Source organism: Microbacterium nymphoidis (assembly GCF_021044885.1).
GTDB classification, from domain to species: domain Bacteria; phylum Actinomycetota; class Actinomycetes; order Actinomycetales; family Microbacteriaceae; genus Microbacterium; species Microbacterium nymphoidis.
This window is the reverse complement of record NZ_JAJNOD010000004.1, coordinates 41,877-59,130: the sequence shown is the minus strand read 5'-3', so window position 1 is coordinate 59,130 and position 17,254 is coordinate 41,877. Positions and strand designations below refer to the sequence as shown.

Annotated in this window: 18 protein-coding genes; 10 read left to right on the top strand and 8 right to left on the bottom strand. The window is 68.6% G+C overall.

Annotation, left to right across the window (positions count from 1 at the left end; genetic code table 11):
• Positions 1-35 precede the first annotated feature (35 nt).
• Positions 36-737 carry an iron-dependent transcriptional repressor DtxR gene (locus LQ566_RS13290; RefSeq protein WP_231092203.1) on the bottom strand — a complete coding sequence of 234 codons (702 nt, stop codon included), beginning with the start codon at positions 735-737 and terminating at the stop codon, positions 36-38.
• A gap of 97 nt (positions 738-834) precedes the next feature.
• On the opposite strand from LQ566_RS13290, the gene serC reads away from it, so the two are divergent.
• Complete coding sequence (gene serC, locus LQ566_RS13285) at positions 835-1,947, top strand: phosphoserine transaminase (RefSeq protein WP_231092202.1); 1,113 nt, start codon at positions 835-837, stop codon at positions 1,945-1,947.
• A 66-nt stretch (positions 1,948-2,013) separates the two neighbouring features.
• Here serC and LQ566_RS13280 read toward each other — a convergent pair whose 3' ends face one another.
• Together LQ566_RS13280 and LQ566_RS13275 are read right to left on the bottom strand one after the other, a co-directional pair.
• Entirely contained in the window at positions 2,014-2,871 is an 858-nt protein-coding gene (locus LQ566_RS13280; RefSeq protein ID WP_308070983.1) for a DUF3027 domain-containing protein, read from the bottom strand.
• Positions 2,864-3,247, bottom strand: a complete 384-nt coding sequence (locus LQ566_RS13275; RefSeq protein WP_231092201.1) for a cold-shock protein — start codon at positions 3,245-3,247, stop codon at positions 2,864-2,866. Before LQ566_RS13275 ends, LQ566_RS13280 begins: the two co-directional genes overlap by 8 nt.
• Positions 3,248-3,363: 116 nt before the next feature.
• On the opposite strand from LQ566_RS13275, the gene LQ566_RS13270 reads away from it, so the two are divergent.
• From LQ566_RS13270 to LQ566_RS13245, 6 genes are all read left to right on the top strand, one after another.
• On the top strand, positions 3,364-3,639 hold the full coding sequence (locus tag LQ566_RS13270; protein WP_231092200.1) for a multidrug ABC transporter ATPase: 276 nt from the start codon (positions 3,364-3,366) through the stop codon (positions 3,637-3,639).
• Positions 3,640-3,647: 8 nt separating this feature from the next.
• Positions 3,648-5,336, top strand: a complete 1,689-nt coding sequence (locus LQ566_RS13265) for a helicase-associated domain-containing protein (protein ID WP_231092199.1) — start codon at positions 3,648-3,650, stop codon at positions 5,334-5,336.
• A gap of 51 nt (positions 5,337-5,387) precedes the next feature.
• Positions 5,388-7,031 carry a DNA repair helicase XPB gene (locus LQ566_RS13260; RefSeq protein ID WP_231092198.1) on the top strand — a complete coding sequence of 548 codons (1,644 nt, stop codon included), beginning with the start codon at positions 5,388-5,390 and terminating at the stop codon, positions 7,029-7,031.
• A 107-nt stretch (positions 7,032-7,138) separates the two neighbouring features.
• Positions 7,139-7,825 carry a response regulator transcription factor gene (locus tag LQ566_RS13255; RefSeq protein WP_231092197.1) on the top strand — a complete coding sequence of 229 codons (687 nt, stop codon included), beginning with the start codon at positions 7,139-7,141 and terminating at the stop codon, positions 7,823-7,825.
• A 130-nt stretch (positions 7,826-7,955) separates the two neighbouring features.
• Entirely contained in the window at positions 7,956-9,641 is a 1,686-nt protein-coding gene (locus tag LQ566_RS13250; RefSeq protein ID WP_231092196.1) for a sensor histidine kinase, read from the top strand.
• A gap of 114 nt (positions 9,642-9,755) precedes the next feature.
• Positions 9,756-10,043, top strand: coding sequence for a WXG100 family type VII secretion target (locus tag LQ566_RS13245; RefSeq protein WP_231092195.1), 288 nt, complete (start codon positions 9,756-9,758; stop codon positions 10,041-10,043).
• 66 nt (positions 10,044-10,109) lie between these two features.
• Here the strand turns inward: LQ566_RS13245 and groL are convergent, their stop codons facing one another.
• The 4 genes from groL to LQ566_RS13225 all read right to left on the bottom strand — a co-directional run bounded on the left by groL (position 10,110) and on the right by LQ566_RS13225 (position 13,766).
• On the bottom strand, positions 10,110-11,729 hold the full coding sequence (gene groL, locus LQ566_RS13240; RefSeq protein WP_231092194.1) for a chaperonin GroEL: 1,620 nt from the start codon (positions 11,727-11,729) through the stop codon (positions 10,110-10,112).
• A gap of 148 nt (positions 11,730-11,877) precedes the next feature.
• Positions 11,878-12,438: a LytR C-terminal domain-containing protein gene (locus LQ566_RS13235; protein WP_231092193.1), complete on the bottom strand. Its 561-nt coding sequence runs from the start codon at positions 12,436-12,438 to the stop codon at positions 11,878-11,880.
• 56 nt (positions 12,439-12,494) lie between these two features.
• Positions 12,495-12,764, bottom strand: a complete 270-nt coding sequence (locus LQ566_RS13230; protein WP_231092192.1) for a DUF3263 domain-containing protein — start codon at positions 12,762-12,764, stop codon at positions 12,495-12,497.
• Positions 12,765-12,794: 30 nt separating this feature from the next.
• Positions 12,795-13,766, bottom strand: a complete 972-nt coding sequence (locus LQ566_RS13225; protein WP_231092191.1) for a DUF2332 domain-containing protein — start codon at positions 13,764-13,766, stop codon at positions 12,795-12,797.
• 84 nt (positions 13,767-13,850) lie between these two features.
• On the opposite strand from LQ566_RS13225, the gene msrB reads away from it, so the two are divergent.
• Together msrB and LQ566_RS13215 are read left to right on the top strand one after the other, a co-directional pair.
• Entirely contained in the window at positions 13,851-14,276 is a 426-nt protein-coding gene (msrB, locus tag LQ566_RS13220; protein ID WP_231092190.1) for a peptide-methionine (R)-S-oxide reductase MsrB, read from the top strand.
• Positions 14,273-14,890, top strand: coding sequence for a nitroreductase family protein (locus LQ566_RS13215; protein WP_231092189.1), 618 nt, complete (start codon positions 14,273-14,275; stop codon positions 14,888-14,890). The genes msrB and LQ566_RS13215 overlap by 4 nt, the downstream gene beginning before the upstream one ends.
• Before the next feature lie 16 nt (positions 14,891-14,906).
• On the opposite strand, the gene LQ566_RS13210 is transcribed toward LQ566_RS13215, so the two are convergent.
• Entirely contained in the window at positions 14,907-15,863 is a 957-nt protein-coding gene (locus tag LQ566_RS13210; protein WP_231092188.1) for a DMT family transporter, read from the bottom strand.
• 148 nt (positions 15,864-16,011) lie between these two features.
• Here LQ566_RS13210 and LQ566_RS13205 point away from each other — a divergent pair, with 148 nt between their 5' ends.
• Positions 16,012-17,247, top strand: a complete 1,236-nt coding sequence (locus LQ566_RS13205; protein ID WP_231092187.1) for an ROK family transcriptional regulator — start codon at positions 16,012-16,014, stop codon at positions 17,245-17,247.
• Positions 17,248-17,254: the final 7 nt, after the last annotated feature.

Below are 17,254 nucleotides of genomic sequence, written 5' to 3'. Positions count from 1 at the left end.
CTTGGACTGGCCGTGTGCTGTCGTGCGGCCCGGGATCAGCGCCGGTCGTCGACCAGGAAGATGTGGCCGGCGATCTCCACCGGAAGCTCCAGACCGTCAGCGTGACCGTCCATCTCCACCAGCACGTAGCCCTCGTTGAAGCGGAAGCTGCCGTGCGCGCCCGGGAGAACGCCGGCGTCGCGGAGCTGCTCGAGCAGCTCCGGGTCCACCTGTGCCGGTTCGGCGAGGCGTCGCACCGTACCCTCGATCGGCGTTCCCGCATCGGTGAGCCGGTTCACCAGCCCGATCACGCCCTGTTCAAACTCCGTGGCCACCTCGCTGCCCAGCACGTCGAGTCCAGGGATCGGGTTGCCGTACGGAGACTCGGTCGGGTGCCCGAGCAGCTCGATGAGCCGGCGCTCGACCTGCTCGCTCATCACATGCTCCCAGCGGCATGCCTCATCGTGCACATAGGCCCAGTCGAGGCCGATGACATCGGAGAGCAGCCGCTCGGCGAGGCGATGCTTGCGCATCACGTCCACGGCCTTGGCCCGGCCGCTCTCGGTCAGCTGCAGACGGCGATCGTCCGACACGACCACGAGGCCGTCACGCTCCATGCGCCCGATCGTCTGTGACACCGTCGGCCCGGAGTGCCCCAGCCGCTCGGAGATCCGCGCGCGCAGCGGAGTGATGTTCTCCTCTTCCAGCTCGAGGATGGTGCGCAGGTACATCTCGGTGGTGTCGATGAGATCAGTCATGTGCCCCTCACGATCGCGACGATTGTCCCCTCCAGCCTATCCGTCACCGAGCGTCACGCGGTCAGGGGCGCCCGTTCACCCGCCCTAGAATCTGTTCATGGCGAGCGTTGAGATCCCCCGTGACCTTCTCCCCTCCGACGGACGCTTCGGCTGTGGTCCGTCCAAGATCCGCCCTGAGGCGGTGTCCGCCCTCGCAGGAGTGGGATCGTCGCTGCTCGGCACCAGTCACCGTCAGGCGCCCGTGAAGAACCTCGTGGGTTCGGTGCGTTCTCAGCTCGCTGAGCTGTTCCAGCTCCCCGAGGGCTACGAGATCATCCTCGGCAACGGCGGATCCACGGCCTTCTGGGATGCCGCCGCGTTCGGCCTGATCGAGAACCGTGCTCAGAACCTCGTGTTCGGTGAGTTCGGCGGCAAGTTCGCCGCGGCTGCGAAGGCTCCGTGGCTCCAGGCGCCGGACGTCCGCACGGCGGAGCCGGGCTCGGTGGCATTCGCGGAGGTCGTGGATGGCGTGGACGTGTACGCCTGGCCCCACAACGAGACGTCGACGGGTGCTGCGGCTCCCGTCACCCGTGTGGACGGCGGTGAAGGCACCCTCACCGTCATCGACGCCACCAGCGCCGCCGGTGGGCTGAACGTCGACATCGCCCAGACGGACGTCTACTACTTCGCACCCCAGAAGAACTTCGCCTCCGACGGCGGACTCTGGTTCGCAGCGGTGTCCCCCGCAGCACTGGAGCGGATCGCGCGGATCAATGCCGGTGACCGTTACATCCCCGAGTTCCTGAATCTCCAGACCGCGGTCGACAACTCGCGCCTCAATCAGACCCTCAACACCCCGGCTCTGTCCACACTCCACCTCTTGGACAGCCAGCTTCACTGGATGCTGGACAACGGCGGCCTGAGCTGGGCGGCATCGCGCACGGCGGAGAGCTCCGGAGCGATCTACGCCTGGGCGGAGGCGTCGGATGTCGCCTCGCCCTTCGTCGCTGATCCGGCATACCGCTCCGGAGTCGTCGCCACCATCGACTTCGACGAGAGCGTCGATGCCGCCGCCATCGCCGCGACTCTGCGCGCGAACGGCATCGTCGACACCGAGCCGTACCGCAAGCTCGGCCGTAACCAGCTCCGCATCGCGACCTTCGTCGCCATCGAGCCCGAGGATGTCCGTCAGCTGCTCCGCTCGATCGACTACGTGCTCGCGAACTCCTGACGAATACGACGGGGGCCGGACGATCTCATCGTCCGGCCCCCGTCGTATTCCGCTGAGGGGAGGTCGTCACTCCTCGTCGTCATCCTCATCCGAGTCATCGGACTCGTCGTCATCGTCCGAGTCGTCATCGTCCGAGTCGTCATCGTCGTCGTCCTCGGGATCCTCGTCGTCCGAGTCATCGGACTCGTCGTCGTCCGAGTCGTCGTCGTCACCGTCGCCCGAGTCGTCGTCCGAGTCATCATCGTCCGAGTCATCGTCGACATCCGCGTCACCACGCTGCGGGTCGAGTTCGTCGATGTCGACGCCGTCCACATCGCCGGAGTGCAGGATCGGCGAGCCGTCGGAGTCGAAATCCGTCTCGTCCAGGTCGTCATCGTCATCGTCATCGTCCGTCGACGGGGCGTCGTCGTCGGCGAGGTCGACATCCTCATCGTCACCGGCGGTCTCCGCGGCCTCCGCGAGGGCCACCTGTGCGGCCTGATACTCCGCCAGCCGAACGGCCCACGGGACCCAGTCCGGGGCGAGGAGTGCGTCCTCCCCGGGCAGCAGCTCTGCTTCGAGGACCGTCGGTTCCGCGCCGGCCACCCGTGCGACCGAAACGGTCCAGAACCAGCCGGGATAACCCAGCAGATTGTTCTCGAACAGCAGCGAGACCACCCCGTCCGCTTCCACCCGGTGACCCACGGGAGCACCGATCGAGGCCGCGGGAGTGATCTCGCGCAGTGCCGCCAGGGCGATGTCGTGTGCTGCCAGCAGTACCGGGTCCGCGACCTCAGCGGGCCGCTCTGCCGACTCTGCAGGCGCGTCGACAGCATCCGCAGGCGCGTCGACGGCATCCGCAGACGTGCTGATCGCGTCCGTGGGCACCTCGGCAGCGGAGGACGGCGTCGGCGAGCCGGGCTCGGGCGCGTCGGTTTCAGGCATCCAGCTCATCCGCAACCTTGCGCAGCACGGTGGCCACCTTGCGGGCGTGCGAGGACGAGGGGTAGCGACCGTGGCGCAGATCGCCGCCGATGCCGTCGAGCAGACCCACCAGGTCCTCGATGATGACCGCCATGTCATCGGCGGGCTTCCGGTTCTTCTTCGCGAGGCTGACCGGTGCGTCGATGACACGCACGGAGAGGGCCTGAGGCCCGCGCTTGCCCTCCGCGACGCCGAACTCGACGCGCGTACCCGGCTTGGGCGCAGGGGCGCCTGCCGGAAGAGCTGTGGCGTGCAGGAAGACGTCCTGGCCGTCCTCCGACGTGATGAATCCGAAGCCCCGGTCCTCGTCGTAGAACCTGACCTTGCCGCTGGGCATGCTGACCCCTTCGAACTGGTGCACGGCGCGGCGTGCTGATGGAAATCACGGCCCGACAGTTTGTGCGGGGCCGCACCTTCAGCCTAGCGGTCCACGGGGCGACTACGCTGGGACTGATGAACACCCAGAATCAGACCGACGACCTCCCCGTGAAGCGGATCGATCGCATCCTCGCGTTCAGCTCCGTGGTCCTCATCGGTCTGTCGATCCTGTGCTTCATCGCCATCATCGTGGCCACGGCCGTGCATGCCGACTTCGGTGTTCCGATCTGGGGCGTGATCTTCACGTTCATCAACGTGGCTCTGCCCGTGGGTGTGCTCCTCTTCTTCGTGCTCCTGATCATGAACCTGGTGCGGCGTTCGCGGGCCGCCAAGCAGTCCCGGAAGGGCTGACCCGGGCGATGTCCCTGGACGCACGGGGTCTGGCCGGTGCGCTCGCCGCACTGAGCGACACCGAGCTGCGCGCCGTTCTCCGTGCTCGTGGCGCCTCCCCGACCGCATCCTGGCGCGATCCGTTCGATGCGGCAGAGGCACTGCTGGAGCCGTCATCGGTGCGCGCCGCGCTGGCCACACTCACCGCGGCCGAGGCGTCGGACCTGCACTCGGCGGTCATGGACGGCACCGCAGCGACCGATGTTTCCGGCACCCTGCGCGCGCTCGCTCTCGTGGACGGGGGCGCGCCGTACCCGAGCGTCGCCGAGGTCGTGCGCTCTCTGCCCGACGTGCCTGCTCCGAGCGACGCCGTCGCTGTTGCGCAGGACTCTCCGTCGGCTGCCGAACACGCGTTCACCGCGGCCGGGCAGCTCGCCGACCTCCTCCTCACCTCCTATGTCCGCCCGCTCGCGGTGATCGGAACGGGCTCGATCGCCGCCGGTGACCGCAAGCGGGTGGTCGAGGACGGCCTGGTGCGTGATCCCGACGACATCGACGACCTGGTCTGGATCGCCTCCCGGGCCAGCCTGCTACGACTGGTGGAGCGCGAATGGCTGGTCTCCACCGCAGCCACGGGGTGGTTGCGGGCCGGCACCGCCGAACGGTGGCACCACCTCGCAACCACCTTCCGGGATCGGCTGCCGCTGGGGCTCCGCCGCGGCCAGGGCTGGGCGCCGCCGGAGGACTGGCAGCAGGCATATCCGTGGAACGCCGACTGGCACGCGAGCACGTGGCTTCACCGTGCGAGCATTCTCGGCCTCATCGATGCCCGCACGCTCGCTCCGACGCCGTGGGCACTGAACGACGACGAAGCATCGCGCGAGCTGCTCGCCGCGCATCTGCCGCACGAGGTGGACCGCGTCTATCTGCAGAACGATCTGAGCGTCATCGCGCCGGGCCCGCTCGCGCCGGCGCTGGACATCCGGCTTCGCACGATGTCCGACCGCGAGTCGCACGCACAGGCCTCGACCTACCGCTTCACGCCGGACTCTCTGCAGCGCGCCCTGGCACAGGGCGAGACCGAGGACAGCGTGCGCGATTTCCTCGGGGATCTCTCCCTCACCGGCATCCCGCAGCCGCTGTCCTACCTCATCACCGAGACAGTGCGCCGGCACGGCGCGATCACGGTGGGCGCCGATCCGGTCAGCGGTCGCACGCGGGTGCGGGTCAGCTCCGACGCCCTGCGCGAGATGCTGAGCATCGACCAGACGCTGCGCCCCCTGGGACTGCTGCGCGACGGAGACGACCTGGTCTCGCGGGTGGGACGCGACAGCGTGGCGCGTGCTCTCGCCGACGCGCACTATCCCGTAGCCGCGGTCAACGCGGCAGGAGAGCCCGAGCCCTTGCAGGCCGGGAGACTCGCACCGGACGACGCGACGGACCTGATCACGCCGGATCTGGATCCCCTGGTCGCACGGCTGCGCTCCGCCGATGCCGCAGACCTCGAATCGGCGTGGATGCAGCGCGAGCTCGAGGCAGCGGTGCACGCCCGAGCACTCCTGCACGTCACGGTCTCGCTCCCGGACGGTGCCGAGCGCACCTTCACGCTCGAGGCTTCGGGAATCGGCGGAGGGCGCCTGCGGGGCCTGGACCGCGCGGCCGACGTCGAGCGGGTGCTGCCGATCTCCCACATCACGCACCTCGCGGTCGCGAGCTGATCCGCCGGCTCCCGGCGCCCGCGCGTGCAGGGGCGGCTAGACTGGATCGCTATGGCTGACGGACCCCTCATCGTGCAGAGCGATCGCACCGTGCTCCTGGAGGTGGCGCACCCGAACGCCGAATCCGCGCGCCACGACCTCGCGGTCTTCGCCGAACTGGAGCGTGCTCCCGAGCACATCCACACCTACCGCATCACCCGTCTCGGGCTCTGGAACGCACGCGCCGCCGGCCACTCCGCCGAGGACATGCTGGCGACTCTGGATCGCTACTCGCGCTTCCCCGTGCCGCCGTCGGTGTCCGTCGACATCCGCGAGACCGTGAACCGCTACGGCCGGCTCGTCATCGAGCGCGACGACGAAGGCCAGCTGATCCTGCGTTCCGGCGATGTGCCGGTGCTCGCCGAGGTGACGCGCAACAAGCGCATCCAGCCGCTGCTGATCTCCCACCCCTCCCCCGACACCTACGTGATCGACACCTGGGCGCGCGGGCAGATCAAGCAGGAGCTGCTGAAGATCGGCTGGCCCGCGGAGGATTTCGCCGGCTACACGCCGGGCACTCCGCATCCGATCGGCCTCGTGGAGGACGGCTGGGAGTTGCGCCCGTACCAGCGCCAGGCCGTCGACACGTTCTCCGAGGGCGGCTCCGGAGTGGTGGTCCTCCCCTGTGGCGCGGGAAAGACCCTGGTCGGCGCTGGGGCGATGAGCGCGACCCAGACCAACACGCTGATCCTCGTGACCAACACGGTCAGCGCGCGCCAGTGGCGCGACGAGCTGCTCAAGCGCACCACCCTCACGCCCGAGGAGATCGGCGAGTACTCCGGCCAGACCAAGGAGGTCAAGCCGGTCACCATCGCCACCTATCAGATCCTCACCGCCAAGCGGAAGGGCGACTACGCGCACCTCGCCCTTCTCGACGCCCTCGACTGGGGACTCATCGTCTATGACGAGGTGCATCTGCTGCCGGCGCCGGTGTTCAAGCTGACCGCCGACCTGCAGGCGCGCCGTCGGCTGGGCCTCACCGCCACGCTGGTGCGCGAAGACGGGCGCGAGGGCGACGTGTTCAGCCTCATCGGGCCGAAGCGCTTCGACGCCCCCTGGAAGGAGATCGAAGCGCAGGGGTTCATCGCCCCCGCCGCCTGTTACGAGGTGCGCGTGGACCTTCCGGATGATGATCGGCTGGAGTACGCCGCAGCGGCAGACGACGAGCGGTACCGCATGGCGGCGACCGCCCCGGCGAAGATCCGCACCGTGAAGGACCTCGTCGCCAAGCACGCCGGTGAGCAGATCCTCGTCATCGGGCAGTACCTGGATCAGATCGACACCCTCGCGCAGGCGCTCGATGCTCCGCAGATCACCGGGGCGACGCCCGTCGACGAGCGGGAGAAGCTCTTCAACGCCTTCCGCACCGGAGAGATCTCGGTGCTGGTGGTGTCCAAGGTGGCCAACTTCTCGATCGATCTGCCCGACGCATCCGTCGCCATCCAGGTGTCGGGCTCGTTCGGCTCCCGCCAGGAGGAGGCACAGCGCCTCGGGCGTCTGCTCCGTCCGAAATCGACCGACGCCACGGCGAGTTTCTACACGCTCATCGCCCGCGACACCGTCGATCAGGACTTCGCGCAGAACCGACAGCGCTTCCTGGCGGAACAGGGCTACAGCTACACCATCCTGGATGCGGATTCGCTGACGCCCGCCTGACACTCGGCTGGCCGTGTGCTGTGTGCACACTGTCTTTCACCCTCGGCGTGAGCGATTTCCCGCGCTCCACTGCCGATTCATAGGCGCGGGTGGACATAATGGGGGGCATGACAGCACCGCGCATCCTCATCGTGGACGACGAACCGAACATCCGCGACCTGCTGACCACAGGTCTGCGCTTCGCGGGTTTCCAGACCCGTTCGGTCTCCAACGGCGCGCAGACGATCTCCGCCGTTCTGGAAGAAGAGCCCGACCTGATCGTCCTGGACGTGATGCTTCCGGACATGAACGGATTCAGCGTCACGAAGCGGCTGCGTGAGGCCGGCTACACGGCGCCCATCCTGTTCCTGACCGCCAAGGACGACACCGAGGACAAGATCGCCGGCCTGAACGCGGGCGGCGACGACTACGTCACCAAGCCGTTCGCGCTCGATGAGATCGTCGCGCGCATCCAGGCCATCCTCCGCCGCACCATGCAGGCCGATGAGGAGTCGGTGATCCGGGCCGGCGAGCTGACGATGGACCAGGACACGCACGACGTCTTCGTCGGCGACGCCGCCATCGACCTCAGCCCCACCGAGTTCAAGCTGCTGCGCTACCTGATGCTCAACCCCAACCGTGTGCTCAGCAAGGCGCAGATCCTCGACCACGTGTGGGAGTACGACTTCAACGGCGATGCCGGAATCGTGGAGAGCTACATCTCCTACCTGCGACGCAAGATCGACCCTCACACCGAGGAGTCGCTCATCCAGACCAAGCGCGGCTTCGGCTACATGCTGAAGACCGCCAAGTGACGGACACCTCCTGGAAGAACACGACGACGCCCTGACCCGGTGGTGGCGCGGGATCAGCCTGCGCGCCAAGATCACCGGTGTCACGGTCACCATTCTGGCCATCGGCCTGCTCTCGGCAGGCCTGGGATCGGTGCCGCTGCTGCGATCCGCCTTCGTCACCCAGATCGACGAGCAGCTGCGGCAGTGGTCCAGTAATGAACTGGTCGACCAGCTGTTCGACGTGTCGACGGACGGTTCGCGACTGCAGGTCAGCCCCAAGGCCTCGATGGCGGTCGCCAATCCGCCGTACGTCGTGATCTACGGCCCCGACGGCACCCGCTACGCCAGCGGCGGGCCCGAGGGCGAACTGCAACCGGCCTACTGGGATTCGATCACGCTCGACCAATCGCTCAACCAGACCGGCAGTCCGGTGGACCTCTCCAGCGACGACGGGCAGGCGCACGCGTTCCGTGCCCTGATGAGCAACGTCACCATCACCGTGGGTGATGCTCAGACCATGATCACGCTCGTGGTCGCGCTGCCCACGAACCAGGTCGACGCGTCGATCGGAACCTACCTCTCGATCTTCCTGGTGCTCGCCGCGATCACGGTCGTCGTGGCCGCGCTGGCGACGCGGTGGATCGTCACGCTCGCGTTCCGCAGGCTCGGTCAGGTGGAGACCACGGCGATGGCGATCGCCGCGGGAAACTTCAGCCAGCGCATGCCCGGAGCGGAGCCGCACACCGAGGTGGGCCGGCTGAAGCTGGCTATCAACACGATGCTCGGCCGGCTCGATGCGGCCATCGCGCAGCGGGATACGACGGTCAAGCAGATGCGCCGGTTCGTGGGTGACGCCAGCCATGAATTGCGGACGCCTCTCGTCACGGTACGCGGCTATGCGGAGCTGTACCGCATGGGAGCGATCCGCGGCGAAGAAGACACGGCAGCAGCCATGGATCGCATCGAGAAGGAGGCGATCCGCATGGGCACCCTCGTGGAGGATCTCCTCGCCCTGGCGCGCCTCGACGAGCGGCGCGAACTGGTGTTCTCCGCTGTGGATCTGCGCCCCGTCGGCCGCGACGCCGCGATGGACATCCGTGCGGCGGCACCGGAGCGCACCGGCACGTTCATCGATGCCACCGCGCAGCAGGCGAACGCCACGCCACCGGTCCCCCTCCCCACAGACACGGGCGAGACGTCGAAGCGGCGCACCCCGACGACCACCGCCATCCTGCAAGTCGGCGCGACGATCGGTCGCCGCCTGGGGCGCCGCCGCGCCGCGGACGGCACCGAGCTCGAGCGGACGCCCACCGGCGAGGTGGCGCCGCTTCCCGCCATCACCTACCCCGCCCCGGTGATCCCCGACGCGGAGCCCATCGTGCTCGGCCAGGAGGACAAGATCCGTCAGGTGGTCACGAACCTGGTCGGCAATGCGCGCCGGTACACGCCCGACGACTCCCCCATCGAGATCGCTGTCGGCGTGGACGACGCGCGCGAGTTCGGCTGGATCGCCGTGATCGACCACGGAGACGGCATCCCGGACGAGCTCAAGGGCCAGATCTTCGAACGCTTCTGGCGCGCGGACACGTCACGTACGCGCGAGACCGGGGGCAGCGGACTGGGTCTGTCGATCGTGGCATCCATCGTGGAGGCCCTGCACGGCGCCATCACGGTCGAGGACACCCCCGGTGGCGGCGCGACCTTCCGGGTCAGCATCCCGCTGGTGCGTCAGCGCACCCCCGAGGAGCATCTGCTCATCGAAACGCAGCCGCTGGAGCGTCTTGCCCTGGATGAGAACGGCGATCCCCTGCCGCCGGTCGCTCCGTCGCGCAACTGACGCTCGTCCTCCCCAGCGCCCCGTTCTCCCCGCCTCGTCCCCATCGACGCGTGCGTCCGCCCGCCTCGAGCCGCCGGTTCCTACCGTTGTCGGCAGAGAGAAAGGAACGGGACCATGGCTGTGTTCTCGGTTGACAGTGAAGCAGTGATGAGCGCGACAGGTGCCGCGCGTGCGTCGAGTGATCGGATCCGGGCGGAGGTGGCGGGCCTCACGGCCTCGCTCACAGCGCTGCGCGATTCCTGGACGGGCAGCGCCTCCGCCGCCTTCCAGGCCACGGTGGAGGAATGGCGGGGCACGCAGCAGATCGTCGAGCGTTCGCTGGATTCGATCCATCAGGCCCTCGACACGGCGGCGCGGAACTACGCGGACACCGAGCAGGCTGCCCTCAGCATGTTCCGCTGATCCTGCATGCGAAAAAGCACGGGGCCCCGGCTGTTGCCGAGGCCCCGTGCTTTCAGAAGTGCTGGATCAGAAGTCCATGCCACCGGTCGGGTCGCCCGCGGGAGCGGCGGCCTTCTCCGGCTTGTCGGCGACGACTGCCTCGGTGGTGAGGAACAGCGCAGCGATCGACGCAGCGTTCTGCAGAGCCGAACGGGTGACCTTGGTCGGGTCGATGATTCCCTGTGCGAACAGGTCACCGTACTCACCCGTGGCAGCGTTCAGGCCCGAGCCCGAGGGGAGCTCGGCGACCTTGTGCGCCACGACGCCGGCCTCGAGGCCCGCGTTGACGGCGATCTGCTTCAGCGGAGCCTCGATGGCGACGCGCACGATGTTCGCACCCGTTGCCTCGTCGCCCTCGAGCGACAGCCCCTCGAAAGCGGTCTTGCCGGCCTGGATCAGCGCGACACCACCACCGGGGACGACACCCTCTTCGACAGCGGCCTTCGCGTTGCGGACGGCGTCCTCGATGCGGTGCTTGCGCTCCTTGAGCTCCACCTCGGTGGCAGCGCCGGCCTTGATGACAGCAACACCGCCGGCGAGCTTCGCCAGGCGCTCCTGCAGCTTCTCGCGGTCGTAGTCGGAGTCGGTGTTCTCGATCTCGCGACGGATCTGCGTGACGCGACCCTCGATCTGAGCCGAGTCACCGGCGCCCTCGACGATGGTGGTCTCGTCCTTGGTGACGATGACCTTGCGAGCGCGGCCGAGCAGGTCGAGCGTGGCGTTCTCGAGCTTGAGACCGACCTCCTCGGTGATGACCTGTCCACCGGTGAGGATGGCGATGTCCTGCAGCTGAGCCTTGCGACGGTCGCCGAAGCCCGGAGCCTTAACGGCGACCGACTTGAAGATGCCGCGGATCTTGTTCAGCACGAGCGTCGCGAGAGCCTCGCCCTCGACGTCCTCGGCGATGATGACCAGTTCCTTGCCGTCCTGGATCACCTTGTCGACGATCGGCAGCAGGTCCTTGATGTTGCCGATCTTCTGGTTGGCGATGAGGATGTACGGGTCCTCGAAGACAGCCTCCTGGCGCTCCGGGTCCGTGACGAAGTACGGGTTCAGGTAGCCCTTGTCGAAGCGCATGCCCTCGGTGAGCTCGAGCTCGGTGCCGAAGGTGTTGGACTCCTCGACGGTGACAACGCCCTCCTTGCCGACCTTGTCGATCGCCTCGGCGATCAGCTCGCCGATGGCGGTGTCAGCAGCGGAGATCGACGCGGTCGCAGCGATCTGCTCCTTGGACTCGATCGGCTTCGCGTTGGCGTGCAGCTGCTCGATGATGGCAGCGACAGCCTTCTCGATGCCCTTCTTGAGCGAGATGGGGTCGGCGCCGGCCGCGACGTTGCGCAGACCCTCGCGGACGAGCGCCTGAGCCAGAACCGTGGCGGTGGTGGTGCCGTCACCGGCGACGTCGTCGGTCTTCTTGGCGACCTCCTTGACGAGCTCCGCACCGATCTTCTCGTACGGGTCATCCAGCTCGATCTCCTTGGCGATGGAGACACCATCGTTGGTGATCGTGGGGGCGCCCCACTTCTTCTCGAGCACGACGTTGCGACCGCGCGGGCCGAGCGTCACCTTGACGGCGTCGGCCAGGATGTTCAGGCCGCGCTCGAGGCCACGACGGGCCTCCTCGTCGAAAGCGATCATCTTTGCCATGTGTGTGTCGTCCCTCCCGGACGTAGGCGAATCTTCGTTAGCACTCGATGATGATGAGTGCTAATCCTCATTCTGGCACTCGACCTAGGAGAGTGCAAGCGACGCACACCGCCTTCCCAGAGACCTCCCCCGGGCCGGCTCGACGGGGTCAGCCGGCGTCGGCGCCGAAGTCCACGCCCAGCACCACGGTCAGCTGACGGCCCGCCGAGTCGTCGATCGGCTTGTACGCGTCGCTCTGCGCGACCTGAGCGATACCGAGCGCGGACGCCAGTGCTCGCGCCGGCCCCTCGTCGGCCGCGTCGCTGAAGTAGACGGTGGACGTCGCGAAGTCCTGCTGGTCCGCTTCCGAGGTCGCCACGGCGTCCTCGGCATAGCCGACACCGACCGCGAGCGACTTCGCACGGTCGGTCTGCGCCGGGTCCGGACCGGCGTTGAGGATCCACACCGTGTAACTGGTGTCCACAGCGCCGACGGGAGCCGTGGATTCGACGGCGGCCGGCGTGGAGGGCTCGGGGCCGAAGGAGATGCGATCCGTCCACAGCAGCGACAGGAAGACACCCACGGCGAACAGGATCACCGCGGCGACGGCCGCCCAGAGGACGATCAGCCCGGCACGCATCCGGGGGTTCTCGGCGCGATGCGCGCCCACCCGGTGACGTTCGCGAGGCACGTCGTCGAAGCGGTCGCGCGGCTGAGTGTTGGTGGGCACCCGACGATGCTACCGGGAGTGTCCGAGAGCCACGTGCAGGAAGCGCCGGACCGGCATCAGGCGATCGCCGCGCGTACCGGCGGGCGCTGCGGCGTGCGGCGCGCACGATCCGCATCACGAAGGCGGCGCAATCGCCGCACGAGAAGCGGATCGTGTGCCAGCGCGGCCGGGGAATCCAGAAGCCGGCCCAGGATCTGGTAGTAGCGCACGGCCGACAGGTCGAGAACCGTGACGATCTCCTCCTCCTTGCGCGCCGAGTGCATCGGGAAGCGCGACTCGAGGTCGAGGATGGCGATGTCTCGTGAGGTGAGGATGGTGGCGTTCATGACGGCAACGCTACGGCGGGCCACCGACACTCAGTCCAGCATGCGTACCCAGCGGCCGAGTGGGTCGACGGCCGCGATCACCTCACCGTCGAGGGCCAGAGCAAAGCCTTCGGCGAGATCGGGAACGGGCGCGGTCCATCCGTCGTGCAGCCCCGGGGCGTCCATCGTGATCCACCGGGCACCGCTCGATCGGATCGCGCCGATCAGCTCGGCACGCGCGGCGCGGGGCAGGAAGGGCAGAATCCCGGGCGTGGAGATCACCGGCGTCAGCTCCCCCGGCACCTCAGCGAGGAGGGCCGCGATCACCGCCGCGCCGTCCGTCGCCAGATCACCCGGCCACAGCGCGGGTGGATCGGCGGCGACGACGTCGAGCGCCGCCTCGATCCGTTCCGCTCGCCCGGCCTCTCCCGGCCACACCAGCGCGGTGAGCCAGTCCCGATCATCCGTGTTGCGGGCATCCAGCGGGTCCCGATCGACCCCGGCGCGCCAGCCGATGGCGGGGAGGACGGCGGGAACCGGGCCATCCGAGCGCCAGTGGCTCTCCAGAACGACGGCGCTCGACGCCTCCCCCACCGTGATCGCGCCCTCCGACGCGGCGAATCGGTAGGCGTATCGATCCGGGTAGAGGCAGAGTCCGGCGGCCGCGCCCAGCTCCAGGAGCGCGATCGGCTCTGTGATCCGCGAGAGCGCGGGCAGCAGCGCCGCGCAGCGCAGCGGTTCGTTGGTCTGCACCGATCGGCGCATTGCGAGCTCTCGCAGCCGCGCGCCCTGCGTCCGCAGCACCGCGGTGAGCTCGTGAGTGCTCTCGCCCGCTCCCAGGACGCGCGCGAGGGCGAACACGAGCGGGGGCTGGCGACGTTGCTCCGGCAGCGTGGCGATCACCGCGGCCGAGGCCGAATCCTGCGCCACGGCACGAGCCCACCGTTCGTACACCTCGCTGCGCCCGGGTGCTTCTTCCCGCGCGAACCTGGCATAGCGCTCCTGCACGTCCGAGACGGTCACACGCTCATTCTCTCCCAGCACACAGGTCCACGCGGAACAGGCGGCCGGCCAGCGGTGTTGAATGGAGAGAAACCAGGAGGACACATGTCGCACAGCGAGAACAACGCGTCGTACACCGTGAACAAGTCCCAGCAGGAGTGGCGCGAGCAGCTGGATCCGGCTCGCTTCGCGGTGCTCCGCGAAGCCGCGACGGAGCGCGCCTGGACGGGCGAGCTGCTGGATGAGCACCGCGCGGGTCTCTACACCTGTGGAGCCTGTGGCGCGGAGCTGTTCCAGAGCGGGACCAAGTTCGACTCCGGCTGCGGCTGGCCGAGCTTCTACGAGTCGGTTCGGCCCGAAGCCGTGGAGCTGATCGAGGACACGTCGCTGGGAATGGTACGCACGGAGGTGCGGTGCGCATCCTGCGGCTCGCACCTCGGACACGTCTTCCCGGACGGCTTTGGCACCCCCACGGGCGACCGCTACTGCATGAACTCGCTCGCACTGTCGTTCACGCCGGAAGCCGAGTGAGCGCGTACGAGGCAGCACTGCGCCGCCGCTCCGCCTCCAAGGTGACCGACGCCGCGCCCGATCGCGCGGAACTGGTTCGCCTGATCGAGGCGGCGGGCCGCGTGGCCGATCACTCCAGTCTGCAGCCGTGGCGGCTCATCGAGCTGCGCGGTGAGGACCGGGTACGTCTCGGCCGTGCGATCCACAAGGCGGAGGGGCACGACGGCGTCTCCACCAAGCCGCTGCGGGCTCCCCTGCTGATCGCCGTGGTCTTCTCCGAGAAGCCGAGCGGCAAGGTTCCGGCATGGGAGCAGGAGGCCGTGGCCTCGGGCGTCGCACACATGCTCAGCCTGCTGCTGGACGAAGCCGGCTGGGGAGTCATCTGGCGCACCGGTGGGTACACGCGATCGCGGGCAGTGGCCAAGGCACACGGACTGCACTCGGGCGAGAAGCTGCTCGGCTGGCTCTACGTCGGCGGCAAGCCCGACGAGCGGCTGCGGACACGTCGCCCGATCGACGCCGCCACCTTCTTCTCCTCGATGCCCACCGGGTCCGGCTCGGCCATCGCGAAAGCCGTGAAGCCCGAGAAGAAGTGCACCAAGAAAAAGAAGAAAAAGAAGAAGTCGAGGAAGTGACCTTGTCGCGCGCGTCTCAGCGGCGCGCGCGACGGCCCCACGGCACGGCGGCCACGATGACGGATGACAGTGCCAGGACCACCATCGTGGCCGCCTGCCACACGGAACCCGCCCCGGGCACCGGCCAGAGCAGGTCGATGACGACCGAGGTCAGGATCTGGCCGACGACGCTGCCGAGTCCGAGCAGCAGCACCCCGGTGCGGGCGACGATCGCGGCGCTGAGGAAGATGTAGATCACGCCCATCGTGCCGCCGAGGTACAGCCAGGGATCGGTGGGCCAGGGCTGGGTGGGCCCCATCACCAGGACCGCGATGATGGCCGCCAGCAGCAGCACGGCTGTGCCACCGATGAAGTTCACGAGCGTAGCCGTCAGCGGCGTTCCCACCTGCGCGCGCAGCCGTCCGTTGACGGCCTGCTGCCACGCGATACCGACACCGGCCGCGAACGGCATCACGAGCATCCACCACGGCACCCGCATCAGAGCGTCACCTCCGAGGGAGACCGCCACGGCCGCGAGCGCCAGCGCGGCGCCCCCGATGCGTCCGAGGCTGAGCGCAACCACGCCTGCGGGGCCGAAACCGACGCGATCGATCAGCAGTCCGCACAACGCCTGCCCCGCGATCACTCCGACGGTGAACAGCGAGACGCCGATGATCGCCGCCGTCAGGCCCTGCGTCGTCACCGTCAGGGCACCGGCGAGACCACCCAGCACCATCCACCGCGGAACCGTCCGGTCGCGAAGGCCGCTCCTCAGGGCACGGAAGCCGCGACGCCCCTCCGGCAGGCTCAGCGAGATCACGATCATCAGGACCAGCCCCGAGCCGAACGAGATGGCCGCAGCGACGAAGCCGTCCTCCAGCCGGGCACCGAGCAGTCCGTTCACCCGGGCCTGAACGGCTGTCAGGGCTCCGATGAACACGGCACCGGCGATCGCCAGCCAGAGCGGAAGTCGGGGACGGGCGGAGGATGTCACCACACAACGCTACGCGACCCACGAGCACCCTCTCGCCAGTCGCGACGTCCCGCGGGCGGAGGACCCGATTCGACCGCATTTCGGAGGAAGTTGAGAATCTTTTTATCGGTCCATTGACGGAAAAATTCCGCCTGCCTAGCGTGGCCCTGTGCCACAGCCCAATGGAGTGCATCCGATCACCGCAGCCACGCACGAGGAACGTGCGATGCAGCTGCTGCGCGCGCAGGGAGCCCTGACCCGCGGCGAGCTCGCCGACGCCCTCGGCCTGTCGCGCACCACGATGTCCGGTGTCGCGGCGGCACTGCTGTCGCGGCGGGCCGTGGTGGTCGTCGACACGGACGCCGCGGGTCGGCACGGCAGTGGGCGCCCGGCGGAACGCCTCGCACTGGATCCGCGCGCCGGTCAGTTCATCGGAGTGGAGTTCACCCATCGCCGCGTGCAGGTGGTGATCGCGGACGCCTCGCACGAACTGGTCGGGTCGGGGACCGCCTCGTTCGACAGCACCGCATGGGATGAACGTGTCGAGGTCGCATTCGCCCTGGTGGACCGGGTCCTCGCCGACGCCGATCTGCATCTCGGCAACCTCCAGGCCATCGGTATCGGCGTCCCCGGCCCCGTCGCGCAGCAGGGGCTGGATGCCCCGGCCGGATGGGGACGCTCTCCCGCCGGAGAAGAGGTCCGACGCGCCTTTGCCGACCGGTACGCCGTGCCGCTGCTGATCGACAACAACACCCGCTTCGCTGCCCTGGCCGAGGCCACCTGGGCACCGGGCGAAGGTCAGGACATCATCTACGTTCGTCTCAGTGAGGGCGTCGGCGGCGGCGTGATCGTCGGCGGCCGCCTGGTGACGGGCTCCGCGGGGCTGGCCGGAGAGGTGGGACACGTCCGCGTCGTGGACGGCGGCCCGTCCTGCCGATGTGGCAAGCACGGCTGCATGGAATCCGTGGCGAGCCTGCCCGCGATCCTGGCGGCGTGCCGCGAGCGCGGTCGCGATGTCGCCTCGCTTGGTGAGCTCCTGCCCTACATCGAGCGGCGGGATCCCGTGGTCGACGAGGTGCTGCGAAGCGCCGGTGCCGCGGTGGGCCGCGCCCTCGCCGGACCCGCTATCGCCCTCAACCCCGCGCAGATCATCATCGGCGGCGACATCGTGGCGGCATCTCCCACCCTGCTGCGCGCGGCCGCCGACACGCTGCACTTCGAGCTGTTCCCGGTGATCGAATCGAGCCCCGAGATCCGGGCCGCTCATGGCGGCGACGAGGACGGCGCGCTCGGCGCCGTGCTCGCTCTGTTCCACCAGTCCCCGCTGCTCGCGGCCTATCCGGCGCAGCCGTCCCGCGACGACGACCGTCCCCTGTCACCCCGAGCGCGAAGGAGCGCGATATGACCTGCAC